This window comes from Prosthecobacter sp., assembly GCF_034366625.1.
GTDB lineage: Bacteria > Verrucomicrobiota > Verrucomicrobiia > Verrucomicrobiales > Verrucomicrobiaceae > Prosthecobacter.
Genome location: NZ_JAXMIH010000023.1, coordinates 627,868 through 653,144, shown reverse-complemented (window position 1 = coordinate 653,144; position 25,277 = coordinate 627,868). Strand labels below are relative to the sequence as shown.

Here is a 25,277-nt window from a genome sequence, read left to right as displayed (position 1 = left end):
CGCGCTTGCAAAGGCAAAAGGCACGCACAAGGTGGCGCACGATTTTTTTTGGATGAGTTCTCCCGAGCCTAGGATTGTGATTGTCGGCGCTGGCCTTGCAGGGCTGGCGTGTGCACGTGTACTGGCGGCGGCAGGCCGTCCCTTCACGATTCTGGAGGCTTCCAATGCCGTCGGCGGCCGGGTGCGCACCGATTCCGTCGATGGTTTCCTGCTCGACCGCGGCTTCCAGATATTTCTGCCGGCTTATCCCGAGGCGCGCCATGTGCTGGATTATGAGGCTCTCGACCTGCGCCCGCTTTACCGCGGTGTGGATGTGTTTGTGAAAAATCGTTTCCATCGCATGGCCGATCCGTTGGTCCATCCGCTGACCGCGATGAAGAATTTCCGCGATGAGATCGTCACCCTGCGCGACAAGTGGACGACACTGCTGCTGCGCAAGGAGGTCTTCGGCCTCCGTGTACCTCCGCGTGAAATCGCTGAAATGGAAGCAGAGGACTACTTGCGCGTTTTTGGCTTTTCCGAAGGCATGATCGACAAATTTTTCCGCCCCTTCTTCGGCGGGGTGTTTCTGGAGAAGGATCTGCGCACCAGCGCGCGCATGCTGCTCTTTTTGTTCGCCATGTTTGACCGTGCTGGCAGCGCGCTCCCTGCGCGCGGCATGCAGGCGATTCCCGATCAACTGGCAATGGCTCTCCCGCCGGGCAGCCTGCGTTTGAACGCACCCGTCTCCGCCATACGTGCTGGTGAGGTCACGCTTGGCAGCGGGGAGGTGTTGCACGCCGATCATGTCATCGTCGCTGTCAGCGAAGAGGTGGCGCATCGCCTGCTACCGTCCGCTGAAAACACAACTCTGCTGCCCAGCCGTTCGACCACTTGCATGTACTTTGCGGCCCATGAAATGCCTCCAGGCGATCCGATCCTGCACCTCGATGGTGATGGTCGCGGCCCCGTGAACAGCGTCGCCGTGCTCTCTCGCGTCTCACCGCATTATGCGCCGCCGGGACAGCACCTGATTTCTGCGTCGATCCTAGGTGCGCCGTCGAGCACCGAGCTGGAGCAAGTCGTACGCGAGCAGATGAAGGGCTGGTTTGGTGAAGCCGTGGTCGCGAAGTGGCGGCATCTGCGCACGTATCAGATCCGGCACGCGCAGCCGGAGGCCAGGCAATTACGATTGGGTGACGGCCCGCTTGCTGCCGTGATCGAGTCTGGATTGTATCGCTGCGGCGACTGGTGCGAGGATGTCTCGATCAACGGAGCGCTGCTCAGCGGCCGTCGGGCAGGAGAGGCGGTAATGAGAGCGTTGGGAGAGCCGATCCCGGGTTGACCGTGGCCGGACTCGACTCCGTGGGCAGCACAAAGGGATTGATCGTCGGCGCGGCATTGTTGAGCCGAATCTCGACCTTCGTGGGACCAAATTTCTCCGGGCTCTTCTCGGCGACCGTCCTCAATTCCTGCGCGACTCCCTCGGCATCAGCACGGTTCTTGAGCTCCTTGATGATCACCGTGGTGAATCCGGCACCTGCCTGCACCTCGATTTTGCGCGCCGGCACGCTCATCTTCACATGAATCAGCTCCTCCCATGCGCTGGCGTGCTGCAAATCGGGAAGCAAGATGAGTCCGGCCTTGTGCAGCCGCTCCTCTTCCTTCAGATCGCGGGCGGACGTGGTGGCGGCCGGTTTGCTCTGGCAGGCGGCGAGAGTGGCGATGAAGGCGAGAAGAAAAAAACGTGGGATCACAGCTTGAGGAAGGCTTTTTGCCGATACAGCCAAAAACAGACAAGCCAAAGGACAAACAGAACACCGCAACGTTCGATCACAGGCGTCCAATAAGCCGGGAAGGCGGCGTCTGGCAGATGCTTGTGCAGATTGTCCCGAATCCATCCGCCGCACAGGCTGTTCAGCAGATAAATCGTGATGCTGTTCATGCCGACGACCACCAGCGGAAACACCAGCCGACGCATGCCGATGATCTCGACCAGCCAGTGAAAGATCGAAAGCAGGATGAGCACCCAACCACCGCTGAGGATGGCCCATGAAGGCGTCCAGATGCGTTTCACCACCGGCAGCACCGTGAGGTGATCAAACTTGGCCCCAACAACCGGCAGCACCTTCAAATCGAGCGCTGTCCCCACCAGCACCAGCACGATGCCCGTAATGAATAGCGTGGCACACTTGCGTTTGTCCGTGTGCTGGCTGCGCATGAGAAAATGACCCGTCAACGCACCGCCGAGCATCGTGGCGAGTGCTGGAATAAAGTTCAGCGTCTGATAGCCCCCAAGATTGTATTGAAACGGCTGCGCCTGCGGCAGTTGATTCAAAAACCAGCGGTCGAACGCGGCGGCAGCATTCGTGTGGATGTTCCAATGACCGGAGAAGCCCTGCAGAATCGCATTCTCCGTGCCCTTCATGCCCGCAATCGAGGCGAGATCCTGCGCTGACGGCAGCGGATGCTGGATGAAGAACCACGAATAACCCGCCAGGATCAGAATGATCCCCGCCATCATGTATTCCCAGCCCATGCGCGAGAGCAGAAACAGGAAAAAGTAACCCAGGCCGATCTGCGCGAGCACGTTGGCAAACATGAACACCGTGTGCGTGTCACTCGCGCGTGTGGCCAGCATCACACCCAGCGCAACCAGCAGGATCGAGCGTGACAGCGCGTGCCAGGCCATGCCAAAGAACGACTGGCCGTGCTCACGCCGCTTCGCATACGAGAACGGCACCGCCACGCCGACCATGAACATGAAGCTCGGCTGAATCAGATCCCACAGCGAGCAGCCCTGCCAGGCCTGATGCTCAAACTGCGGCTTGATGAACTCCCAAACTGACCCCGGATTCGCCGCCGCCATCTGCACAATGCCAAAGCCTGAGGAGGCCATCAGCAGCATGATGAAACCTCGAAACGCATCGAGGGAAAGAAGACGGTTGGTGGTGGTCGGGTTCATGGCGTGAACCAGAACGCCATTTACCAGCACCTGCTATCGCAAGCCCGACAGGTATTGATTAAGCAGCCTTGAGCACTTCGTGCGTGTGAATTGCCGGGTTCACGATGTCGCGTACAAACTGCGCGGGTTCGGCCCCCTCGCCAAAGACGTAGATGCGGGTGCGCAGGGTGAGTTTTTTGATCTCAAAGCCCGGATTCGGCGTGCTGCGATAGTAATTGAGGATCGTTTCCTTTTCGAGATCGAGTGCGGCACCTTTCATCCCGTATTCGAGGACGAAGGAGGCTTTTTCAAAGGCTGGCTGGCCGCCCATGCGGGCCTCCTGGCTGATGGAATCGATCAAAACTTTCTCCACAAAGGCCTTCAGCGCCGCCTCATCGCCCTCGAACTCGATCTTGTACACACGCCCTTCCCGATACTTCAGCGGCAGCGGGTGTGGGGCGTAGAGCAGCTTGTGGCAGTCGCTTTCGGTGTCGAACTTGCCGAGAATTTCAAAGATTTGGGTCACAGAGGTGCGGGGATGGTTTCCTGCCTCCCTAGCGAGAACCCCGGTCCGCGCAAGCCCGCAGCCGCCGCGAACTCCCCCTTGCCTCCCCTGCCCCGGCCTGCTAGAACTTCGGCGCTATGCCTCGCATCCAATTCACCACTCCTGATGGTGCCTCCGGCGCTCTCGATCTCGACGCCGAACGCATGTCCCTCGGTCGCGCCGATGATAACCAGCTCATCATCTCTGATGATTCGGTGTCCAGCCATCACGGTGAAGTCGCCTTCGACGGCAGTTCCTGGACGCTGACCGACCTCGGCTCCACCAACGGCACCAAAGTCGGTGGAGCCCGTGTCGAAAGCGTCGATCTCACCTCTGGAGCCGCCTTTCAACTCGGCAATGTGAACTGCGTCTTCGTCGGCGATGGCGAAGAAGCCGCTTATGCCGCGCCGACCATGACGGTCTCCACACCGTCCAGTGGCTATGGCAGCCATCCCTACAGCAGCAAACTGCGCCGAGGTTTCGGCCCCAAGGTGAAGGAAAAAAATTCTGGCGGAGGTCTGCTCACATTGCTCGGCTTCGTCGGCCTCCTGGCCTGTGGAGCGGCCGTCTATTTTGCCATGCAAATGGGAGCCTCCTAAGCCAGCACAACGCACGCGTTCGCGGCCACGCTCCCGGTTTGGGGCATTCCTGCGGTCCCACCGGCCGCGATGGCACGGCTTGCGCGTCATGAAACCAACCCTTGCGGCCTTCTGAGTCCGCCACCCGAAGAAAAGAGAAATCCCATGTCTAACACGATCATTGTCGGCGCCCAGTGGGGCGATGAAGGAAAAGGAAAAATCGTCGATTACCTCACCGAGGGCACCGACGTCGTCGTACGTGCCGCAGGCGGCAACAACGCCGGCCACACCGTCATCAGTGGCGGCCAGAAATACATCCTGCACCTCATTCCCTCCGGTATCCTCTGGAAGGACAAAGTCTGCGTCATCGGCAACGGTGTCGTCATGGACCCCATCGGCCTGCTCGAAGAAATGGCCAAACTGCGCGGTCAGGGCGTCACCATCACGCCGGAAAACCTTCTCATCAGCGAAACCGCCCACCTCGTCATGCCCTACCACCGCGGACTCGACAAGGCCCGCGAGCTTCAGCGCGGCGACAAGAAGATCGGTACCACCGGTCGCGGTATCGGCCCCGCTTATGCTGACAAGGTCGAGCGCGACGGCATCCGTACCATTTTGATGACCCAGCCCGAGATCCTCGAAGAAGAACTCCGCGAACGCCTTGCCCGCCACAACGCCACTTTCGAAGCGCTTGGCGTAGAAATCGTCCCCGTCGAAGAAACCGTCAAAATGATCCTCGAAGCAGCCAAGACGCTCGCCCCGCACATCACCAACACCACGGTGTATCTGCATGAGGCCATCAAAGCCGGCAAAAACCTCCTCTTTGAAGGCGCTCAGGGCACCTACCTCGACATCGACCACGGCACCTACCCCTTCGTCACCTCGTCGAACACCACCTCAGGCGGAGCCTGCACCGGTTCCGGCGTCCCGCCGCGCATGATCGACAAAGTCGTCGCCGTCGGCAAAGCCTACACCACCCGCGTCGGCAGCGGTCCCTTCGTCACTGAAAACGAGGCCATCGGCGACATGCTCCACAACATGGGCCGCGAATTCGGTGCCACCACCGGCCGCGCCCGCCGCTGCGGCTGGCTCGATGCCGTCCTCGTCCGCTATGCCGTCATGATCAACGGCGCTGACGAACTCGCCATCACCAACCTCGACGGCCTCGACGGCCTCGAAACCATCCAAATCTGCACCGCCTACACCCTGCGTGGCAAAACCATTCATTACCCGCCGAGCACCGCTGCCGATCTCGCCGCTTGCGTCCCGATCTATGAAACCCACCAGGGCTGGAAGCAGGACCTCAGCGGCATCAAAAAGTTCGCCGATCTGCCCCAGTTGGCCAAAGACTACCTCAAGCGCCTCGAAGAACTCACCGGAGCCCGCGTCAGCCTCCTCGGCGTCGGCCCCGACCGTGAACAGACCCTTGTGGCATAGCCAAGAACGCCCCCTACATTCCATTTGACGGAAGCCGTCCTGCCCCTACTCTTTCTGCCCTTTTCCCAAACCATCCCAGACCCGATTTATGACCGAAATTCAGATCCGCAAAGGCGAACCCGTTGACCGCGCTCTCAAGCGTCTCAAGACCCGCCTCGAAATGGAAGGCATCCTTGAAGAAGTCCGCCGCCTGCGTGCCCACGAAACGCCGAAAGAGCGCACCAAGCGCAAAGCCCGTGCCTCCGCCAAGCGTGGTAAGATTCGCTATCGTTTCACCCTCCCCAAGGCCCCCGGCTCTCCTGAGACAACGTCTGCCGCTTAATCCGGCACTGGGAAAAGTCAGTTTCAAAAAGGGCGGGTTCATCCCCGCCCTTTTTTGTGCCCGCGTGCCTCAAGCATGCACCGGCATCGTAGCCACACTCGCCAGAGTGTGGTCTGTCTTCGCCACCTTACGTGACGCCCCACGAAAAGTAAACGCCACCAGCGACAGCGTGCAGAGCGAGCTCAGCGGCATCAAAATCGCCGCCGCAAGCGGACTCAGGTGCCCCATCAGCCCTGCCACTGCTGTGACGAGGTTGTAAGTCACCGAAAATGCGAACACACGCCGCGTTGCTCTGCGGTGCAGCTTCGCCACATGCATGAGGCCGCTCACAAAACGCAGACTGTGGCCCAGGAAGAAGAAATCCGCCTTCTGCTCCAGGAAACTGCGCCCCGTAACCGGGCTGCCCGCGCACAGCGCCTCGTCAAAGGCCAGGCTGTCATTCGCGCCATCGCCGACATACAGCGTGTCATCGCGATTTCGTTCCCTCAGCCACTCGGCCTTCGCTTCCGGCGTCAATGCAGCCCGCCAGCAAGATTCAGGCAGTTCCAGCTTTCGTGCGATGTCCGCCACCTTCGGCGCACGATCTCCGCTGAGCACGCAGACCTCGATTTGACGCTCCCGTAGATGCCTCACTTCCTGCAACGATTCAGCGCGCAGTTCATCGCGGAAACGAAACGCCGCCAGCACCAGACTATCCCGCGTCAGCACCGCATCACCAGCGATGGCCGCCTCCGGCCTGCCCAAGCGCCATTCGCGACCGCTCGTATCATGGAAGGCCAACCCATGCCCCACGGTTTCCTTCACCGTGCAGTCATCCAGCGCATGCGAATCGCCCTCAAACGCCACCGCGTCATACAAGCTGCGGCTCACCGGATGCAGATTCCCCGTCACCAGATGACGCAACGCCGTGCGGGATTCCGCATCCAGCGCTCGCAGCACCTCGGGATTCTCCAAAACGGGATTCTCCAGCGTTAGCGTGCCCGTTTTATCAAACACCACGCGCTTCATGCGCATCAGCCGCTTCCACAGGCCCAGCGTGCGCACAAACACGCCCAGTTTCTCCGCGCGTGACGCCGCCATCTCTTCCGCCAGCGGCACCGCCACACCCAGCGCGCACGGACACGACACCACGAAGATCGAAATCATCACCTGCAAGGCCTGCACAATGCCAGAGCCATGGCTCCACCACCAAATCGCTCCCGCGATGCCGACGATCACCACAACGGCCAGATACACCCGCAGCAGTTTCTCCAGCCGCACATCGCGAAACTCCGCCTCACGTCGCGCATCCAGCAGACGGCGCAAGGTCGAATCCTCCCACGTTTCCACTGCCTCGACGGTGAGAGCCTGCGTGCCGATGTTCAACGCGCCCGAAGGCAGCAACTGCCCCTCTTCACGCGACTGCGCCTCGCTTTCGCCATTGATCCATTCCAGGCTCACCGAAGCGCTCTCACTGACCAGCTTGGCCGCCACCGGCACGGTTTGTCCCGGCTTCACCACAAACTGCACGCCTGTCTTCAAGGCCGCCACGGGCTGCATCTCTTCCATGCCGGTTTCGTTGATCACGCTCACCGCGTCCGGGATCGACGTGTCACGCATCAAGCGCCTGCGATTGCGATCCACCGCCGCCTGCTGCGCCCAGCGGCCCGTCAGCATCAGGAAGATGAAGATCGCCACGAAATCAAAATACTTCAGTCCCTCCACTCCAGCGATCCAGCCGCCCATCGATCCCACATACGCCGCCGACACGCCCAGCGCGATTGGCGTGTCGATGTGCAGCACGCCTGCACGCAAACTGCGCCACGAGCGCTCGATGAAGTAACTGCCGCCCACCGCCATCGCCAGCGTCGCGGAGAATGCCGCGATCAGATCAAACCAATGCGCGAAGGCAAAATCACGCGGCATGCCGAAATACGCCGGCAGCGAAAACGCCATCGCATTCATCGCAAAGGCACCGCACACGCCCATGCGCCGCTCCAGGCCGGAGGATTCCTTTTTCTCGCCACCCTGACGCGGCGGACCGAGTAGATAGCCAAAACTTTGCAGATCACGCGCCACCGCCACGGCATCAAACTGCCCGCGCTGCCACGTCAGCCGCACCTCGCCATGCACCACGTCCACATTCACCCGCAACGCGCCCGCATGCCGCGCAAACAGCCGCTCGATCAGCCACACGCAGCCCACGCACGACAGCCCCTGCACCGCCAGCCGCAGTTCCACCGCCTCCTCTTCGCCAGTCACATCCGCCTCAGCCTGCAACAGCTCCAACCATTCATAATCCCGCTCCCGCAATGCCTGCGGTGCCACGGGCGGCAGCGCGGCGTTGCCTTTGAGGTCATAGAAGTGATCCAAGCCCTCCTGATGCAAAAGATCGTGGACATAGCTGCATCCAGCGCAGCAAAACCCATCGTCACGGCCCGCCGGAACCGGCGAGCCACAATGGGTGCAGTTAACTTGAGTGTGAGGCGCGTTCATCACACCTGCACTATCCACAGGAAGGCGTTAGGCTCTCGTCAGCGCTTGGCATTGAGAGTGCGTGTCTTGTGCGCGAAACAGGTCAAGGCTTCGCCTGTCAAGACGTGGTCAAGTGTCGTGCCAGCCCCCTTCTTGACCACTCCTTGACCTCTTGACCATCCCTTGACCGGCCCGCCGTTCCTCATCTTCCCAACGCACCCAAATACGCCACCAAATCCCGCAACTCCTCCCGCGTCATGTTCATGATCAGCCCCTCCGGCATCAGCGATCCCGCCTCCTGCTTCTCCGCGATTTGCGCCGCCGTGAACCGGCTCGTCTGGCCGCTCGCCAGCTCCCGCAACTGCAGTTCCCCGCCCGCCTCGCTCACCTTGTAGCCTTGCAGCTTGCGACCGTCCTTCAGCGTCAACGTTGTCGCCACATAGCCCTCCTTGATTTGTCGATTCGGCCACACCACGGCCTCGATCAAGAGTTCCACCGGCACGCCACGTCCTACCGCGTCCAGTTCCGGCCCCACGATGCCGCCCTGGCCGCCGATCTTGTGACACGCGACGCAGCCCGACAGCGGCGCATGGAAAACGGCCTTTCCCTTCACCGCATCACCATTGGCCTTCACTTCCGCCGCCAAAGCGATCACCCAGGTCGCGTCATAAGCCGGCACCACATTCTTCACGCCCAAAATCTTCCCGAACGCCGTCGTCAGCACCGCATCGCCACGGCCTGCCGCTGTCAGCACGGTCATCGCCAGCTTCGCCGCTTCAGAGGAGCACGGCTTGGTATCCAAGGCCTTCGCCAAGGCCGCAAGGGAGGCCTCACGCGACAACAACGATGCCAGCCACGCCCGCATCGCTTCCGCGTCTGTGATGCTCGAAATCGTCTCTGCCGCCAATTGACCTGCTACCACCGGCTTTTTCTCCGCCAGCACCGTCAAAGCCGCTGTGCGCACCGGCCACGATTGCTTTGCGTCCTTTACGAAGCCTTCAAACGTCTCCACCGGCTCACCCAATCGTGAGAGCGCCATCAAAGCCGGAGCGCGGGTGCCCTCACCCGCCTTCAAAAGCTCGCGGATGAGGGCATCCGCGCTCCTAAGCCGCCAAGCGCCCGCCAGCGCGCACGCCGCCACCTTTTGCGCCTCGTTCCCGTCCTTCAAAATCCCCAGCAGCACCGCTTCCGCCCCTTCCGGCGTCTTGAGGTCACGTTGCGCAGCCGCAGCCGCCAAATCCTCCAGCACCGCCTGATCTTTCACGCCCAGCTTCAGCGCCATCAGCATGTCATTCGGCTCACCCTTGCGCACCAGCGCCACCACCAGCCCACGCCGCGTCTCGGGCGGCATCGTCTCGCCCTTCTGCGCCAGCATCGTGCGCACCACGCCCAGCAACTCCGCGCTGCCCTCCTTCTCCACCAAAAACGCCAGATGCTTCGGCGGCAGCGAGTTCAAAATCTCGAACGGCGGCCTCTTCCACTGCGGTGCCGTCGCATGCACCGCCAGCCACAACGCCCGCTCAATGAAACTGTCCATCGGCTTGTCCAGAACTTCCAAAGCTGTTTTAATGGCTGTGGGTGAATCGATTTTCGCAGCGGCAACAACGGCTTCGAGACGAACAATGGCTACATCATCCAAAACAAGCCTCCTGAGATTGTAGTCGCCATCATCGACAGGATACCATTGTCCCAGACAACGGGCCGCCAGCACGCGCCGCCAGGGATCGTCGGAATGCAAACCTATTCGCAATTGCTCATTGGGCTGTTCATGAATCATGTGCATCTGCCATGCAACCCGGGTGTGGTCGTATCCAAGTGTGCCTTGCTCCCCAAACAGGTCGGATTCCGATACAACCGCCCGCTCCTTCACAACCTCAGTACCCGACCGCCCCGCCAACTCCCGCTGCGCTTGATACTGATGCCAGCGATCACCCCGTTCCAACGTCTTCAGCAGTTCCGCATTGCTCAACTGCGAACCGAGAACTGAGAACTGAGAACTGGCTCTCCCCTTCGCCACCACGCGCCAAATCCGTCCATGCTTCGCATCCCGGTTCGGATGCCGGAAACTCGCCTGATAGTGGCCGATGATCGGATCATACCAGTCGGCGATGTAGAGCGCGCCTTCCGGGCCGAAGCGCACGTCAATCGGCCGGAAGGCCACGTTGTCGCTGGTGATGAGCGCGGGCTGCTCCACCGCCTCCATGCCGCTGGGGAATTCGCTGTGCGGTATGAGCTTGTGGCGATACACCGCGTTCTCAAAGAACCCGCCGCTGATGACTTCCTCCTGCATCGACTCCGGCCAGTGCGTGTTCCCCACGATGTCTACGCCGCAGAACTTCCGCAGGCCGTCCGTCTTGATGATCTGGCCGCTGTAGGGCAGTTGAAAGCGCTCCAGCAGGAAATGGGGGATGCCGTGGCGATTGGAAACATGCGAGTCTTCCTCCAGCGACGTGCTCACCTCCATCGGCCGCGCCCAAAACATGCCTGCCGCGCCCGCCACCATGATTGGCTGGCCCCATTTCGTGAAGGCCGTGCCCCAGGCATTCGCCGGCATGCCGGTTGGATACGGATTCAGCCGACCGCTCTTCGGGTAGTAGTGCCAGAAGCCCGCGCCGTAGAGCGTCTTCGTGCCATGCACCGTTGTCACGCGCGAGTAGCAGTGCAGCCCCTGATGCATCACCAGCGCCCCATCCGGCGCCCAGATGAAGCTGTTCAGGCACTGATGTGTATCCCCCGTGCCGAAGCCGCTGAACACCACCTCACGCCGGTCCACGCGATCATCGCCATCGTCATCGTGCATCAGCCACAGCTTCTCGCCCTCGCCCACATACACCGAGTGCCCGTTGGGCGATTTCACCCCCGCATCACGCGGCGCGAGCTCCATGCCCATCGGCTGACTCAGTCCACCGGTGAAGACTGTGCTCTTGTCGGCGCGACCATCGTGATTCGTATCCTCCAGAATGATGATCTTGTCATCCGACACTGTCCCCGGCTTCGCCTGCGGATAGTCACTCGTCTGCAACACCCACAAGCGCCCGCGTTCATCCCAACGGATCGCGATCGGATTCGGAATTCCGTCCGCCTCGCTCGCAAACAGGTTCACCTCGAAGCCATCGAGCACCTTGAACGATTTTAGCTCCGCCTCCGGCGAATGATCCGCCGGTGGTTCGCCGACGGAGATGCCTTTCTTCTTCGCTTGCTGGGCGAACGCGATGCTCATCGAGAGGAGCGCGGGCACTCCTGCCCGCCACATAACGCTTCCAAAAGCGGACAGGAGTGCCCGCGCTCCCTTCATGAACTTCACGGCAGCTTGCCTCCCAGATCGTTCGCCAGTTTCCATATCTCGTTCTCCTTCGCTTCGATCAGCGGTTTGAATTGCTCCACTTCACCCGGAAACCAGCGCTGCGTCGGATCGGTGTGATCCCGGCTGCTCGGCTGCGCCGTGCGATCCCCATGCAGGAATGCCCAGTTCGCCGGACGCCAGTAGCGATGCCAAAGCGTGTTCTTCTCGCCGATCAGCGCCTTCAAGCGCGCATCCGGCGTTTGCAAATCGCCGCCCCGGGGTGGCGATTTTGAATCGCCATTCCACAACGCCGCCACACTCATACCAAGCTGTGCCGCTCCAGTGGAAGTCAGATTCAGGCCATCTCGTGTCGATCCCGGTTTCAAATCAGCATCTTGAGCCGCGAACAAGGCCGCATGCTGCTTCGCGATCTCAGCCATGACCCCCGCATACCTCTTCAGCGTCGCGTTGTGCTTGGTCAGCTCACCTTCAAACGCCAGCGGCTCCACCAACACCAATCGAGGTGTCACCTCCGCGCAAACGGCCACGATTTTTTCCAGCGCAGCCCGAAACTCCGCCAAACCGGCCTCGCCACGTTCTAAACACTCCTGTCGTCCGAACATCAGCATCACGGAAGTCGTCTGCGCTCGCTGAATCTGCTGCTTCAAGCCGCCGAAGTTCATCGGACGATCCATGCGGAACACCGTGTCCGCTTCCCATGCCAGATTCCGCACTTTCACGCGGCTGCCGGGAAACTGTGTCATCAGCATCGCCTCCATCGTCCCGTCTTCCATCATCGCCACAGCCTCCGTGCCACCGAGCACGGCGATGACTTCTTCCGTCATCAGCTTCATCGAACCTGCATAAGGCTCCAGTTTCGGCTTCAAACCCGCCATCGGCGGCATGGAAGCGAGTTCGAGGATTTCCGGGCGGGTCAAAGCGCGATTGTAGAGCCGCAGGTTGGCGATCTGGCCGCCCAGTCCTCGACTGGACGGATCAAACAAGGCTTTGGCGAGCACGATGGGAACAAGGGCTTCACGCCAAGAACTCATCTCGACACCGTTTACCCAAATGCCAGAAAGCGCCTGTCTGGCGTCTCTTTTCACATTGAGCACCACATGCCACCACCGGCCTTCCATCGGCGATGAGACGGAAACAGGATGCCCCAATCCCCGGCCTTCGAGCGTGATGGAAAAGCCCTTCGGACCAAGATGCCAGTCCAGCAGTCCGTTCTGAGATTCGTTGGCCATGGCCATAATGTGACTGCCGTGTTCGATGTCTGGCTGCTTTTCGACTTGGAACACAAACGCCACGGAGAAGTCCTCCAGCTTCATTCCCTCAGCATCCGCAGGCAGTCTCAAAATCTTTTCCGTGTCCAATGGCATCACCTCATCCCACTTCGCCACCAGCCCCGCCTTCAGGTCCGAAACATCACCGCTCACCTGCGCCATGGCGCTGCTGGCGAGAAGGAAAGTGATTGCGAGGAGACGGCTGAGCATGAAGGCGACAAAACTCGCGGCGTGGCCGCCTTCTTGCAGTTCGTTCTGTTCATGACGCGGCATTGCTGTTATGCCTGAGGAGCTCCGATCTCACTCTCATGAAACTCAAGCTCGATCTCGAAGACTTCCGCGTGCCCGATGGCAGACCGTTTCGCATCAAGAAGGCGCGGACCAAGGTGAAGGATGTGTACCGTGATGACGCGCACTACGAATCACTCATCGCCGAGTTCCGCATGGAGATCGACGACTTGCAGCAGAAGATGTATGCGCAGAACCGGCAGGGCTTGCTGCTGGTGTTTCAGGCCATGGACGCCGCCGGGAAGGACAGCACGATCAAGCATGTGATGAGCGGGGTGAACACACAGGGCGTGGAGGTGCATGCCTTCAAACGGCCCACGGATGACGAGCTCGATCATGACTTCCTCTGGCGCACCACCCGCGTGCTGCCGCCACGCGGGCGCATCGGCATCTTCAACCGCAGCTACTACGAGGAGGTGCTCGTCTGCCGCATTCATCCCGAGATTGTGACCAAGATTCAACGCCTGCCAGGCGCGACGACCAAGAGCTTGAAGAAACTTTTCGCCGACCGGCTCAAAGACATCGGCAATCTGGAAAGCTACTGTCACCGCAATGGCATCCGCATCGTGAAGTTTTTTCTGCATGTGTCGAAGGAGGAGCAGAAGAAGCGTTTTCTGGCCCGCATCGACACGCCCAGCAAGAACTGGAAGTTCGAGGAGGGCGACGTGAAGGAACGTTCCCACTGGAAGGACTACATGGTGGCCTACGAGGACGCCATCCGCACCACCGCCACCGACGAATGCCCCTGGTATGTCGTGCCCGCCGACGACAAGAAAAACATGCGCCTCATCGTCAGCGCGGCGATTCTGGCCGAGATGCAGACGATGAAACTGAAGTATCCCGAGCTGCCGGAGGAGCAGAAGAAGCATCTCCAGGCGGCGAAACGGCTGCTGCTGTCAGAGTGAAGCGTAGCACGGGCTTCCAGCCCGTGATTCGGACACGGACAAGAATGTCCGTGCTACTTCAAACTCCGCAGCCACGCCACGAGATCGAGCAGTTCCGGCTCGGGCAAGGTTTGATCAAGGCCCAGCGGCATGAGGCTGGTCGTGAGTGTTGTGTCTCCTGTGATGGCTTGATGGGCGATGGTTTTCTCCTGGCCGGCGACGTCCACGACGAGCAGGCCTTCGGCAGTGTGAGATTTAATGACGCCCATGGTGCTCTGGCCGTCACTGGTTTCGATGACGTGTGCTTCGTAATCGCGAGAAAGCGTATTGCTGGGAAAGAGGATGCTTTCGAGCAGATCGCGCTCGGTGCGGATCGCGCCGATGTGGGAGAGATCGGGACCGATGGGGCGGCCGACATCGCCGATCTTGTGGCAGGCGATGCAGGTGCCTTTGCCGGTGTCGAAATGCTTCCTGCCATTCACAGCGTTGCCGCTGGCGAGGACTTTGTCGGCCAGCGGACCAAGCTGGCGTTTTTTGGCTTCGGTGGCGGCGGCGGCGGCAGTGTAGGCGGGCAGGATGATCGTTTCGAAAATCTCCGGAGGCAAATCGGCGAGCGCGGTGCGGTACAAACTCTCCTGCTGGCTGGCAATCGCCGGATTCTTGGCGATTTCACGAGCGAGTGTCTTGGCGATCTCGGCGTCTTTGTGGCGTTTGAGCAGCGGCAGCAGCGTTTTCAGCTCCACCGGTCCCACCGAGGCCAAAAGCGGCGCGATGGCCGCCATCTGCTCCTTCGCGATGGGCGCAGTGGCGAGCATGCCCGCCGCCTGAATTTTCGCCGCAGAGGATGATCCAGCATCGGCGAGGACGTTTTTGACCATGTCGAAGGTTTCGCCAGTGAGTTTCACCGATTTAGCGGAGTCGAGGGCCTTCAGGCGAATGGCGAGCGGGCGTTTGGCGTCGTTCGCGATGGCCTGGAGCGCGGCATCGAAGTGCGGGGACTTGAGTTTCTTGATTGCATCGAGAACGAGCGGCGTGGGGGCGTCGGCCAAGAGTTTGTCGAGCGTGGGGAGCCAGGCGTCGTTGGTGGTGCCGGTGGTTTGGGAGGCGAGGATGTTGAGGCCTGCTGTTCGCGCAGTGGTGCTTTTATGAGCCAGGAGTCGCGCCACCGCGATATTGGCATTTGTCTGACCGATCAGTTTTACGCCTGCCACAGTCAAGGCATGCAGCTCAGCATCTGAGATCGAAGCCTTTGACGACCATTTTGCGATTTGTGCGCCGACGGTGTCGTCTGCATTGGCTTGGTTGAGGAGCATGTTCAGTGCGTTCGTGGCGGGATCGTCGATGAGCTGAAGCGCCGCATTTAAAAGCTGCCGATGGCCTTCCGATCTCTCCTTTTCGGCGATCTGGCTGGCCACGCGAAGGTAGCAACGCAGTCCTGAGGCACTGCTTACCTCCTTCGGATTGAGACCCAGTCGGACCGTGATGGCGGCATGAACGGCTGAATGTTCAGCGGGAGAATCGAGTTTGCCGCTGGCAAGGAGTCTTCTCAGAGCCTTTTTCTCGTCGTCGAGGATGCGGCCTCGGAAGGCAATGGCATCGCAAGCTCTTCTCACATCGAATGGGGCATCGGACGATATCGTGGCTGCCACAGATTGATCTAAGGGTTTACCGAGTGACGCTGCGATTTCATGGAGTTCGGGTGACTTGATCCTATGTTGCTTCGGCTTAATGCGATACACGGCACCAAGCAGATCCGACTTCGCCATCAGGCTGCTGGGGCAGCCGATGCGGAACCAGCCGCCGGTGTCGATGAGGAGGAGGGAGCCGTCGCGCGGGTCTTCCATCACGTCGGTGAGGTGGATGTCGGGGTTGTGGAGTTTGAGAAATTCGTTCTCGACGGCCTTGTAGGTACTGCCGCTGGGGGTGAGCTCCATGCGGACGAGGCGCTGGGTGTTGAAGTGGGTGACAAGAAAGTTCTCGGTTCGCTGTTCGCTGTTCGCTGTTGGATAGCCGCGCCAGAAGCAGCAGCCGCTCACGGCGACGTGGCCGAAGTTGTACATGACGGGCATCGTCTCCAGCGTGCGTGGCAGATGGGCGATGGCTTTGAGCTGGTCGGGGCGCTCATAGACGCCGCCGTAGAGCCAGTGGACAATGGTGTCGCCGCGTGGTTGCGAGTAATAGAGATTCTGGACTCCGATGATGTCGCCTTCGGGAGTGAAATCGACTTCGACGGGGTTGTCACCGCAACCAAGCGAGTGCCAGGCAACGTCGCTGCCATCGGGTTGGCAGCTCCAGATGCCGCAGGCGAGCGAGGCATCGACGGGCGTGCCATCCTTCTGCTTCACGTCGTGGCCTTTACGACCGTGGCACCAGTAGAGACGGCCGTTCGGATGCAAAAAGGGGCCGTGGATGTCGGCGGCGTTGCCGGTGTAGTCGAAGCCGCCGACGATCATCTCGCGCTGGTCGGCGACGCCGTCGTTGTCGGTGTCGGTGAGTTTCCAGATGCCGGGAGGAGAGCCGACGTAGAGGCTGCCGTTCAACCAGCACGCGCCCTGCGGGAAGGTCATCTTGTCGGCGAAGACGGTGCTTTTGTCGAAGGTGCCGTCGTGATCGGTGTCTTCGAGCATGAGAACGCGGTTGGGCGGACTCTCCTCGAGCTGTTTCTTGTTCCAATTCACGCCGACGCCGTCGCCGACGAAGAGACGGCCCTTGTCATCCAGACAGCCCATGATGGGATGGGTGACGAGCGGCGCGGCGGCGGCGACGCTGAGTGTGTAGCCTTCAGGCAGGTCGTGCTTCGGCAACGCGAGCGATGATTTGCCGGTCAAGACGACGGGACGTTTGCCGCTTTCGGGAATGGTGTTGCCTTTGTCGGGCGGGAGGTCGGCGGCGAGGGCAGGAACGCTGAGAAGGAAAAGGAGGCGGCGCATGATGGCGAGTCATACGCATGCAGGGGGGCACATGTGTCGGCCGGGCAGATGTGAATTGACAGTTTTAAACTGGAATGGGAGTGGTACCGATGGAGTTCAATCCCTACGCCGCACCGCAGTCCCAGGTTCTTCAGGTCACATCTCAAGCTGAGCTCGACCGCAGGCAGCACATCAACACCGAGGCGACGATCAAGTCAGTGGGCACCTTGTACTACCTCGGTGCCTTTGTGCTGATTCTGGTGGGCATCGCCGGGCTGGCAGGCAGCAGATTGGACAAGGATGTGTCTCCGCTGTTGCTGGGCGCGATACTATTGGCGGTCGGTGTCGGGCAGGGCGTGGTGGCTTATGGTCTGAACAGGCTGCAAAGTTGGGCGCGCATCCCAACCGTCATCTTTTCCTGCCTTGGTCTGTTCGCCTTCCCTCTGGGAACGCTCATCAATGCCTACATTTTGGTCAAAGTGCTGGGCAAGCAGGGGAAGTTTGTGATGACGCCCGAATACAAGGAAATCATTGCCGCGACACCCCATGTAAAACGAAAGACCTCCGTTGTGACATGGGTGCTGCTGATTCTGCTGATCATCGTACTGATCGGAGTCATCGCCGCCGTCACGATCAAATAATCTCCAAGCTACAACCGCCGCACTTCCTGAACTTCGAGGCCGGTGAGCTTCCATTCGCCCTTGGCGGGCGTGATGGTGATGCGGGCGTTGTAGATGTTCACACGGGGATGGCTATGGCCCCAGTGGCCGACGATGCCACGGGCCATCCAGTTGCAGTCGGCCATGAAGCCATCGCCTTTGGGATTCGCCTCGACTTTATCCACCGTGGCGGAAAATTCAGCGATGGTGACGCGGGTTCCTTCACGCCCATCAAGCGTCAGCGCCTGGATGGTTTCGAGATAAAGCCGGCGCAACAACTCGCCATCGACGCTGCGGGCGAGCACGTCATACACGTCGGATTCGGCATGGTGGTCGAAGGCGCGGTACACATTGCGCAGCAGTGGAGAGACAATTTTCTGCGCTTCTTCGACCTGCGTGATCTCCGGGCTGGCGGAGCCGCTTTGAACCGGAATCACCAGCAACTGGCTCATGAGCACAGCCCCGAGCAGCCAGACGGCGACAAAGGGCAGGCTGCCACCGGGAAGCTTGTGGTCCGTGATCTTGAGATAGAGGTAGAAGATCAGGCCCCCGAGCAGCCAGAGAATGCCACCGAGCGGGAGACGCATGGGCTGCGGAACTTCAAACTGCGGCACTGCTGCCAGCGGTGCCGGACGCGGCAGACGGCCCTGATTGCGCCAGCGATAGCTTTTGACGGTGGAATGAATTTCCCCCGTTTCACTCAACGGGCCAAAGAACGCACGCACAGGCAGTTTCGTGGTGCCTTGAAGCCAGCCTTTCCAGGTGACATTGAGCTCATCCGGACCGGGCGGCGTGGCGAACTCCCACATGAACCCAAGCATCGCCTGGTTCAGCGCCACCTCCTCATCTTCCTTGAGCGGCAGGGTGTTTCCCGGCAGGCCTTTGATCACAGCGACCAGCGGCTGAGGGACGGGCAGCGTTTCATCAGCGGTGCTGAGGGCGCACCATTCGGCGGCACGTGACGCCGCCTGCTGGCTCAACTGCTGCTGCTGTGCAGGCGTGAGTGTTTTCGGCAGCGGCTCGCCCGGTGCCAGCCATGCCAGCATGGTGGCGGCATCGAAAAGCACTTCAAACCGCGTCTGATACGGTTCCACGTAGAGATAGGCCTGCGCCACCGGCCCGGTGATGACGAGCGAGTTGTTTGTAGGCAGCGGCGGAGGCGCGGGCTGGACTGCGGGAGCCGCCGCTTGGGTTTCCGTTTTCGGTGCCGCCGGAATGGAAGGCGCGAGCGAGGGCAGCGTCTCCATGGGTTTGAGCGGACCGATCTTGATCGTCTCCGGCACCTGCGCTCCAGCACGCGAAGCCATGCCCGCGACCAGCATGGCCGCCAGGAAGGCTCCGCGCATGATCAGAGGCAGGAAAGGTTTCGACATGCGTTTGATGGGAGGATGAAGGGCGCGTAACACTGCATCAAAGCGTCCACGGCTTGCGCCATTCCTTGGAGAGCAGCTTCGATGCCGCGGCGTTGTCGGCGATGGTCTCGGTCTTCGGATCCCACTTCAGACCGGTGCTGCCGCTGCGCAGAGCGACGTTGGCGAGATGCGCGATGGTGATGCTGCGATGGGAGACTTCGACCGGTGTGGCGGTCGGCTTGCCGTCGTAGATGCAGGAGAGGAAGTTGTCGGAGTGATCCTTGCTCTCATAGAGATGGATTTCTTCCGGGCGGGTCTTTTCACGCAGGATCTCGGGGCTGCTGGAGGTGATCTTGCCGCGGTTCACGTAGATCCATTTGCCTTCGTCGCCTTCAAACATCACGCCGACATGGTCGAAGGGCTTCTTCGCGTTTGGAGCGGCCAGGGCGGCCTCGACCTCGGGCATGAGCTTGTGATCCGGGCTGGCAACGTGCATGACAACGCCGTTTTCATACACGCACTCAAAGGAGAACGCGGTGGCGGTGTTGTAGAGCGCCGCCTTGTCCAACGTGCCGCTGATGTTGCGCAACTCGACCGGGCCGGTGAGCTGCGTGCCCATGCCCCACTGCGCGATGTCGATGTGATGCGCGCCGAAGTCGGTGATCATGCCGCCGGAGAAATTGAAATTGTGACGCCAGTTGAGCGGCAGCAAGGCCGGGCGGTAGTCCATGTGCTCCGCAGGGCCGAGCCACATTTCATAATCGAAGTCAGCAGGCACGGGGGCGACGTTGACTTGATCGGCCATGCCGTTCCAGTTGGAATGACCGCCAGGAAGGCCGACGCGGACGCGCTTGAGTTTGCCGATGCGGCCGTTTTGCGTCATCTCACAGGCGAGACGGAAATACTGATCGCTGCGCTGCTGGCTGCCGGTCTGCCAAGTCACGCCCGCTTTGGCGACTTCATCGCTCATGAGGCGGCCTTCGGCGATGTTCAGCGCCAGCGGCTTCTGACCGTAGATGTGCTTGCCTTTGCGCGCGGCATACACGGCCATGTAAGCATGCCAGTGATCGGGTGTGGAAACCTGCACGGCGTCGAGGTCTTCCTTCTCCATCATCTCGCGGAAATCGGCATAGCTGGCGCAGGCTTTGACCGGCTTGTTCGCGGCTTTGGAATAATGCTCGTCGATGATCTTCTTTCCGGCCTCACGACCACCGGTTTCCTTGCCATCATAGCCGTAGTGGCCGTATTCCTTCATCGGATCGGCCACGGCGATGACCTGGCACTTGTCATTGTTCAAAAAGGAAGGCGTCCAGTCACCAGCGATGGTACCCCAGCCGATGGCGCCGATCGTGATGCGCTCCGAAGGCGCCGGGCGCCCTCCTTTGCCGAGCGCAGTGGCTGGAATGATCGTGGGAAAACCCAACGCAGCAGCGCTGGTGGTCAAAAAACGACGGCGGGAGAAGGTGGACGGGCTGGATTGCATGGTGGCGAACTTTATAGCGAGCCGTCCTCATGAGGCCAAGAAAGATTTCGTGATGAGGTTGCGGCAGAGGCCGCGCTCAACACCTTTCGCCCCCATGTCCCGCATCCCGGAAGAAACCATCCAGCAAGTGATTGCCGCCACTGACATCGTGGCGCTGGTGGGGCGTTCCGTGAAGCTGCGCAAGGCGGGCACGAACTACCTGGGGCTCTGCCCGTTTCACAACGAGCGCACGCCGTCCTTCAACGTCAGCCCCTCACGCAACACCTACCACTGCTTCGGTTGCGGCGCGGGCGGCACGGCCATCCGCTTCGTGATGGAGCATGACGGCCTGTCATTCGTGGAGGCGGTGAAACGACTCGCTGACGCGGCAGGCATCCGCGTGGAGGAGGAAGTGTGGGATGCGAACGCCGAGGCGGAGGCGAAGCAACGCAGCCTGCTGCTGCGCGCGAACCGCGAGGCGGCGGAGTGGTTTCACCAACTGCTGATGAAGCACCAACTGGCCGCTCCCGCCCGCGAATATCTCAAATCTCGCGGCATCACCGCCGAGGTGGCGAAGAACTGGCAGATGGGCTACGCGCCGCAGAGCACCACGTTTTACCGGGAATGGATGGCCCAGCAAAAACTCCCCGAGCAGGTGATGGTCGAGGCGGGCATCTTTGTGCAGCCGACCGAGGATGAAAACGGCCAGATCGGCCGCCCTTACGCCCGATGGCGGCACCGGCTGATGTTCCCGATCCGCAATGACAACAGCGACGTGATCGCCTTCAGCGGCCGTATCCTCAGCGCGGAGCAAAAAGGCGGAAAATACGTCAACTCGCCTGAGACACCGCTCTTCAGCAAGAGCAGGGTGCTCTTCGGTTTCGACCGCTCGAAACGCCCCATCTCAAAAGCGGGCGAGGCCATCGTGTGCGAGGGGCAGATCGACATGATCATGCTCTACGAGGCCGGATTTCAGAACGTGGTCGCCGGCCAGGGCACCGCCTTCACCGATCTGCATGCGAAGCTGCTCAAGCGCGTCTGCAACGAGATCGTGCTCTGCTACGACTCCGACAACGCCGGTTACGCGGCGGCCGAGAAAGCCTTCAAAATCCTCTCCCCCATTGGACTCACCGTGAAAGTGGCCGCGCTGCCGCAGGGCGAGGATCCAGACTCCCTGCTGCGCAAGCAGGGCAAGGACGCGCTGCAGGCCGTGCTGGGCAATGCGACCGATTTCCTGGAGTATCAGATCCGCCGTCTGCGCTCCAGCGCCAAATCCGACGGCATGGTCGAGCGCGTGCGCATGGCCGAGCAGGTGGCTGCCGCGATCAGCATCTTCACCGGCGTGGCCCAGCGCATCACCGCCGTGAACAAGGTCGCCAAGCTGCTCGAAATCTCGGAGGAGCAGCTCAACGCCATGGTCAAACGCGCGGCCAATGAGCAGAAAAGGAATGCCGGCCAGCAGAAGGCGGATTCCACCGTAAACGTCGTGGATGAGGCTAAAAAGCTGCTCTCCTCACAGCACAAGACCGCCGTGCTGCTCTGCCAGATGGCATTGAACGACGCCGAAGTGATGCACTGGCTGCGTGAATCGAACTGTGAGGACATGCTGCGCGAGGTTCCGGGCACAGAACTGCTCTCCCTGCTGGTACACAGCCGCCACAACCCCTCGGATGAGACTTCGCAGCTCGCATTCATGGCCGGGCTGGAGAAGCATCAGGAGGCGGCGTTTGCCCAGCTCCAGGCTGGTCCACGTCTGCCTGGCAGTTTGGAAGACGCAAAAGCGTCGCTTTACGCGCTGGAATTCGCCCGACTGCAAAGCCTGATCCAAGGCGCGCAGTCGAAACTACGCCAGCCGGGCCTGTCAGAGGCGGAGATGGAGCGTCTCCAGCAGCAGGTGGTGGAACTCAGCGCTCTGCGGAAAGAATGCCTTGACCGTACGAAAGGCACCCCGAATAGTTTCGTTCCCTGACCTGACGCAGTTCCCGGACCCCACCGAGGCATGTATGGCCGTCTCTAAAAAACACCCTAACGGATCCCATTCTTCAACCGCAGCCGGACAGGCAGGCGCTTCTGCCGCTGTCGAAGGTGTGGACGTTACTATGAAACGCGGCCGCGGCAGACCGCGCATTCATCCACCGAAGGAAAAGCCCGCCGTTTTGCTCGGACCCGATGGACAGCCCCTCAGACGCCGCCGCGGCAGGCCGCCGAAAAACGGCTATGCCGGAGGCATCACCCAGTTTGCGAACACCACGCACGATGACATTCACTCGCCCGACGTGCAGGCCCGCCTGCGCGATCTCATCCGCACCGCACGCGAACATGATCATCTGACCTGGGATGACATCAATGACGCCCTGCCCGCCGGTTTCGTCACGCCGGATCTCATGGACGCCCTCATCACGCGGCTGCGCGCGATGGAGATCAAGATCACCGACGAGGCCGATGTGGACGGTGTCGCAGCGCGCCACACCGCCGCCCGTGAGCGTGTCGCCGCAGAACGTGATGCCGCATCGGCCAAGCTGGATGTGTTTGATGATCCTGTGCGCATGTACCTGCGTCAGATGGGCCAGGTGCCGCTGCTCACGCGCGAGCAGGAAATCCTAATCTCCAAGCGCATCGAAAAGGCCGATCTCAGCCTGCGCCAGTGCTTGCACACCATCGGCTTCATCGGCCACGCCTACCTCCAGTTTGCCGAGGCCCTGTGCAACGGCGTCGAACGCTTCGATCGCCTCGTCAGCGACCGCAAGGCCGACGAACGGGATGCGTACTTCAAGAAACTGAAGCCGCTGCTGGATCAGGCCCGTGAGACGCATGAAAAGTCCACCAAGGCATTTGAATCCCTCTGCAACGCCGGGCCGCGCAAACGTGCCACCAGCCAGGAAGAGTTTGACACCTTGCGCACAGCGTTCTTCCGCCTGTGCGAAAAGTTTTACTTCAAATCCAAGATCACCGAGGACTTCGTCACGCTGCTGCAGCAGCGATTGACGGATCTGGACGGCCTGGAGCGCCATCAGCGCGAGCACCCGCGCAGCGAGGCCGCGAAAGAGACCGTGCGCACTTTCGAACGCGAATCATGGATGACGGCGAAGGACTACCGCACGCTGATCACCGACACCTTGAAGCACGTCAGTGATTCCACGAAGGCGAAGACCGAGATGATCGAGGCGAATCTGCGTCTGGTCATTTCCATCGCTAAAAAATACACGAACCGCGGCCTGTCCTTCCTCGACCTCATTCAGGAGGGCAACATGGGCCTCATGCGTGCCGTGGAGAAGTTTGAGTATCAGCGCGGCTACAAGTTCAGCACCTACGCCACCTGGTGGATCCGTCAGGCCATCACCCGCAGCATCGCAGACCAGGCCCGCACCATCCGCATCCCGGTACACATGATCGAGACGATCAACAAGCTCATGCGCGTGCACAAGCAACTGCTGCAAGAGCTTGGCCGCGATCCGACGCCGGAAGAGATCGCCGAGGAGATCCACCTGCCCGTCGAACGCGTGAACGCCGTGCTGCGCCTCTCCCAGCAGCCAGTTTCCATGCAGGCCAAAGTCGGCGAGAGCGAAGGCGACACTGAGTTCGGCGACTTCATCGAGGACAAAGAAGCGAGCAATCCCATGGAACTCACCGCCATGCACCTGCTGCGCGACAAGCTGCGCGACGTGCTCGACACGCTCAATCCGCGCGAGCGTGAGGTGCTGGAGCAGCGCTTCGGACTCGCCGACGGCGCGGGACGCACGCTGGAAGAAGTCGGCAAGCAGTTCCAGGTCACCCGCGAACGTATCCGTCAGATCGAAGCCAAGGCCCTGCGCAAACTGCGCCACCCCACGCGCATCCGGAAACTCGGCGGATTTTTCGGGGCGGCCTGATCACCAGTTCGCACCCGCATCCGGCCTGCCATCGACACTGCGCAGATAAAGATAGCCTTCCACGCGATCTCCTTCGATCTCGATCATCACGCGCTCGTATTCGCCACCTTCGATGTCTTCCAGCACGTCGAGCCGTGCCAGGCCGCCTTCATCGACCTCCCAAATCTCGCCTTCGACCGCCGCGCCGTTGTCATCGCGAGTCATGCCGGGATAACCGCCCATGTCGAACAGCCGGTAAACCGGCTTCGTGCGTGCTTCAGCGATGAATCGCTGCCCGGCGAGCCAGTGGTGGTTTTCTCGGCCACGTTTCAGCGTGCCATAGACAAAAATTCGCGTCATCCCAACTGATCCTCCCGTTCGTTGAGCCACGAACTCAAGCGGTAGCGCTTCGCGGTGAGTTCATCGGCACGTTGAATCATCGCGGGTGTCATCTCCGGCTTCACAAGCACGTTACCAGCCAGTTGCGCCGCCCAGCGCGGCCAGAAATCATCCTTCAACACCACCTGCTGCACACTGCCTTGATGCAGCAGTCCCAGCTTGCCACGCCGCTGCCCTGCCCCGGCGATTTTCACCTTCCCACGCACCACATCGTGCAAAGCTGGTGCCACAAAACAAAACGGTGCCTCGATCAAATCTTCCGGCCCTGCCAGCCTGCTGCCATCAGCCAGAGCCCTCGCCAGTGATTCATGGATCAACCGATAACTGTCCAGCGGGTTCGTTTGCGACCACGGCTGGCAGCCCGGCACGATCACGGAATACGTGAAATCGTTCTCATGCAGCACCACGCCTCCGCCCGTCCAGCGCCGCACCACCGGCCAGCCCGGCAATGCCTCGGCGAGTTTGGACAGATTCTGCGCATACCCAATCGTCACCGTCGGCTGATCCCAGCGATATATCCGCAACACCGGCAGCTCGCTCTGTTCCAACCATGCCTGGTCCGCCGCCATGTTCCACGCTCCGTCATGCGGCGAAGGATCGAAATGCAGGATGAGTTGGTCAAAGCTGGGAGCTAAACGGTTCACCG

General features: G+C 60.8%; 19 protein-coding genes. 8 read left to right on the top strand and 11 right to left on the bottom strand.

All coding sequences use genetic code 11. The features are described from left to right. Positions 1-52 precede the first annotated feature (52 nt). Positions 53-1,324, top strand: a complete 1,272-nt coding sequence (locus U1A53_RS23230; RefSeq protein ID WP_322284257.1) for an NAD(P)/FAD-dependent oxidoreductase — start codon at positions 53-55, stop codon at positions 1,322-1,324. Here the strand turns inward: U1A53_RS23230 and U1A53_RS23225 are convergent. Genes U1A53_RS23225 through U1A53_RS23215 form a run of 3 tightly spaced genes read right to left on the bottom strand, consistent with a single transcriptional unit; the run spans position 1,263 to position 3,449 of the window. Continuing rightward, complete coding sequence (locus U1A53_RS23225) at positions 1,263-1,736, bottom strand: hypothetical protein (RefSeq protein ID WP_322284256.1); 474 nt, start codon at positions 1,734-1,736, stop codon at positions 1,263-1,265. The two genes, U1A53_RS23230 and U1A53_RS23225, sit on opposite strands and share 62 nt — an antisense overlap. Beyond that, entirely contained in the window at positions 1,733-2,944 is a 1,212-nt protein-coding gene (locus U1A53_RS23220; protein WP_322284255.1) for a DUF5009 domain-containing protein, read from the bottom strand. Before U1A53_RS23220 ends, U1A53_RS23225 begins: the two co-directional genes overlap by 4 nt. Before the next feature lie 58 nt (positions 2,945-3,002). After that, positions 3,003-3,449, bottom strand: coding sequence for a hypothetical protein (locus tag U1A53_RS23215; protein WP_322284254.1), 447 nt, complete (start codon positions 3,447-3,449; stop codon positions 3,003-3,005). A 116-nt stretch (positions 3,450-3,565) separates the two neighbouring features. On the opposite strand from U1A53_RS23215, the gene U1A53_RS23210 reads away from it, so the two are divergent. The 3 genes from U1A53_RS23210 to rpsU all read left to right on the top strand — a co-directional run bounded on the left by U1A53_RS23210 (position 3,566) and on the right by rpsU (position 5,804). Then, positions 3,566-4,066 carry an FHA domain-containing protein gene (locus U1A53_RS23210; protein ID WP_322284253.1) on the top strand — a complete coding sequence of 167 codons (501 nt, stop codon included), beginning with the start codon at positions 3,566-3,568 and terminating at the stop codon, positions 4,064-4,066. Between the two features lie 144 nt (positions 4,067-4,210). Then, the gene (locus tag U1A53_RS23205) at positions 4,211-5,482 is read left to right on the top strand and encodes an adenylosuccinate synthase (protein WP_322284252.1); all 1,272 of its coding nucleotides are present in this window, start codon (positions 4,211-4,213) and stop codon (positions 5,480-5,482) included. 88 nt (positions 5,483-5,570) lie between these two features. Further along, positions 5,571-5,804, top strand: coding sequence for a 30S ribosomal protein S21 (rpsU, locus tag U1A53_RS23200; RefSeq protein ID WP_322284251.1), 234 nt, complete (start codon positions 5,571-5,573; stop codon positions 5,802-5,804). 69 nt (positions 5,805-5,873) lie between these two features. On the opposite strand, the gene U1A53_RS23195 is transcribed toward rpsU, so the two are convergent. The 3 genes from U1A53_RS23195 to U1A53_RS23185 form a co-directional block, all read right to left on the bottom strand. Next, the gene (locus tag U1A53_RS23195) at positions 5,874-8,279 is read right to left on the bottom strand and encodes a heavy metal translocating P-type ATPase metal-binding domain-containing protein (protein WP_322284250.1); all 2,406 of its coding nucleotides are present in this window, start codon (positions 8,277-8,279) and stop codon (positions 5,874-5,876) included. Positions 8,280-8,460: 181 nt separating this feature from the next. Continuing rightward, positions 8,461-11,478, bottom strand: a complete 3,018-nt coding sequence (locus U1A53_RS23190; protein WP_322284249.1) for a PVC-type heme-binding CxxCH protein — start codon at positions 11,476-11,478, stop codon at positions 8,461-8,463. Positions 11,479-11,558: 80 nt separating this feature from the next. After that, positions 11,559-13,103: a hypothetical protein gene (locus tag U1A53_RS23185; protein ID WP_322284248.1), complete on the bottom strand. Its 1,545-nt coding sequence runs from the start codon at positions 13,101-13,103 to the stop codon at positions 11,559-11,561. A gap of 35 nt (positions 13,104-13,138) precedes the next feature. Between U1A53_RS23185 and U1A53_RS23180 the strand changes: the two genes are divergently transcribed. Then, positions 13,139-14,023 (top strand): polyphosphate kinase 2 family protein, encoded by an 885-nt coding sequence (locus tag U1A53_RS23180; RefSeq protein WP_322284247.1) that lies wholly within the window; start codon positions 13,139-13,141, stop codon positions 14,021-14,023. A 53-nt stretch (positions 14,024-14,076) separates the two neighbouring features. On the opposite strand, the gene U1A53_RS23175 is transcribed toward U1A53_RS23180, so the two are convergent. Further along, positions 14,077-16,932 carry a PVC-type heme-binding CxxCH protein gene (locus U1A53_RS23175; RefSeq protein WP_322284246.1) on the bottom strand — a complete coding sequence of 952 codons (2,856 nt, stop codon included), beginning with the start codon at positions 16,930-16,932 and terminating at the stop codon, positions 14,077-14,079. An 89-nt stretch (positions 16,933-17,021) separates the two neighbouring features. On the opposite strand from U1A53_RS23175, the gene U1A53_RS23170 reads away from it, so the two are divergent. Continuing rightward, positions 17,022-17,552 (top strand): hypothetical protein, encoded by a 531-nt coding sequence (locus U1A53_RS23170; RefSeq protein ID WP_322284245.1) that lies wholly within the window; start codon positions 17,022-17,024, stop codon positions 17,550-17,552. Between the two features lie 8 nt (positions 17,553-17,560). On the opposite strand, the gene U1A53_RS23165 is transcribed toward U1A53_RS23170, so the two are convergent. Together U1A53_RS23165 and U1A53_RS23160 are read right to left on the bottom strand one after the other, a co-directional pair. Continuing rightward, positions 17,561-18,943, bottom strand: coding sequence for a hypothetical protein (locus U1A53_RS23165; RefSeq protein WP_322284244.1), 1,383 nt, complete (start codon positions 18,941-18,943; stop codon positions 17,561-17,563). Between the two features lie 37 nt (positions 18,944-18,980). Beyond that, entirely contained in the window at positions 18,981-20,405 is a 1,425-nt protein-coding gene (locus tag U1A53_RS23160) for a Gfo/Idh/MocA family oxidoreductase (protein ID WP_322284243.1), read from the bottom strand. Positions 20,406-20,499: 94 nt separating this feature from the next. Here U1A53_RS23160 and dnaG point away from each other — a divergent pair, with 94 nt between their 5' ends. Together dnaG and rpoD are read left to right on the top strand one after the other, a co-directional pair. After that, a complete protein-coding gene (gene dnaG, locus U1A53_RS23155; protein WP_322284242.1) occupies positions 20,500-22,353 on the top strand; it encodes a DNA primase in 1,854 nt (617 codons plus the stop codon). 130 nt (positions 22,354-22,483) lie between these two features. Continuing rightward, positions 22,484-24,253, top strand: a complete 1,770-nt coding sequence (gene rpoD, locus U1A53_RS23150) for an RNA polymerase sigma factor RpoD (RefSeq protein WP_322284241.1) — start codon at positions 22,484-22,486, stop codon at positions 24,251-24,253. On the opposite strand, the gene U1A53_RS23145 is transcribed toward rpoD, so the two are convergent. Both U1A53_RS23145 and U1A53_RS23140 read right to left on the bottom strand, forming a co-directional pair. Continuing rightward, a complete protein-coding gene (locus tag U1A53_RS23145) occupies positions 24,254-24,592 on the bottom strand; it encodes a gamma-glutamylcyclotransferase family protein (protein ID WP_322284240.1) in 339 nt (112 codons plus the stop codon). Further along, complete coding sequence (locus U1A53_RS23140; protein WP_322284239.1) at positions 24,589-25,275, bottom strand: hypothetical protein; 687 nt, start codon at positions 25,273-25,275, stop codon at positions 24,589-24,591. Before U1A53_RS23140 ends, U1A53_RS23145 begins: the two co-directional genes overlap by 4 nt. Positions 25,276-25,277 lie beyond the last annotated feature (2 nt).

What these genes read in the sequence shown, in the direction of transcription:
- rpoD (WP_322284241.1), top strand. Translation starts at nt 22,484, where the DNA reads ATGAAACGCGGCCGCGGCAGACCGCGCATTCATCCACCGAAGGAAAAG.
- U1A53_RS23220 (WP_322284255.1), bottom strand. Translation starts at nt 2,944, where the DNA reads ATGAACCCGACCACCACCAACCGTCTTCTTTCCCTCGATGCGTTTCGA.
- U1A53_RS23170 (WP_322284245.1), top strand. Translation starts at nt 17,022, where the DNA reads ATGGAGTTCAATCCCTACGCCGCACCGCAGTCCCAGGTTCTTCAGGTC.
- U1A53_RS23175 (WP_322284246.1), bottom strand. Translation starts at nt 16,932, where the DNA reads ATGCGCCGCCTCCTTTTCCTTCTCAGCGTTCCTGCCCTCGCCGCCGAC.
- U1A53_RS23205 (WP_322284252.1), top strand. Translation starts at nt 4,211, where the DNA reads ATGTCTAACACGATCATTGTCGGCGCCCAGTGGGGCGATGAAGGAAAA.
- rpsU (WP_322284251.1), top strand. Translation starts at nt 5,571, where the DNA reads ATGACCGAAATTCAGATCCGCAAAGGCGAACCCGTTGACCGCGCTCTC.
- dnaG (WP_322284242.1), top strand. Translation starts at nt 20,500, where the DNA reads ATGTCCCGCATCCCGGAAGAAACCATCCAGCAAGTGATTGCCGCCACT.
- U1A53_RS23145 (WP_322284240.1), bottom strand. Translation starts at nt 24,592, where the DNA reads ATGACGCGAATTTTTGTCTATGGCACGCTGAAACGTGGCCGAGAAAAC.
- U1A53_RS23160 (WP_322284243.1), bottom strand. Translation starts at nt 20,405, where the DNA reads ATGCAATCCAGCCCGTCCACCTTCTCCCGCCGTCGTTTTTTGACCACC.
- U1A53_RS23190 (WP_322284249.1), bottom strand. Translation starts at nt 11,478, where the DNA reads ATGAGCATCGCGTTCGCCCAGCAAGCGAAGAAGAAAGGCATCTCCGTC.
- U1A53_RS23210 (WP_322284253.1), top strand. Translation starts at nt 3,566, where the DNA reads ATGCCTCGCATCCAATTCACCACTCCTGATGGTGCCTCCGGCGCTCTC.
- U1A53_RS23185 (WP_322284248.1), bottom strand. Translation starts at nt 13,103, where the DNA reads ATGCCGCGTCATGAACAGAACGAACTGCAAGAAGGCGGCCACGCCGCG.
- U1A53_RS23180 (WP_322284247.1), top strand. Translation starts at nt 13,139, where the DNA reads ATGAAACTCAAGCTCGATCTCGAAGACTTCCGCGTGCCCGATGGCAGA.
- U1A53_RS23165 (WP_322284244.1), bottom strand. Translation starts at nt 18,943, where the DNA reads ATGTCGAAACCTTTCCTGCCTCTGATCATGCGCGGAGCCTTCCTGGCG.
- U1A53_RS23195 (WP_322284250.1), bottom strand. Translation starts at nt 8,279, where the DNA reads ATGAACGCGCCTCACACTCAAGTTAACTGCACCCATTGTGGCTCGCCG.
- U1A53_RS23230 (WP_322284257.1), top strand. Translation starts at nt 53, where the DNA reads ATGAGTTCTCCCGAGCCTAGGATTGTGATTGTCGGCGCTGGCCTTGCA.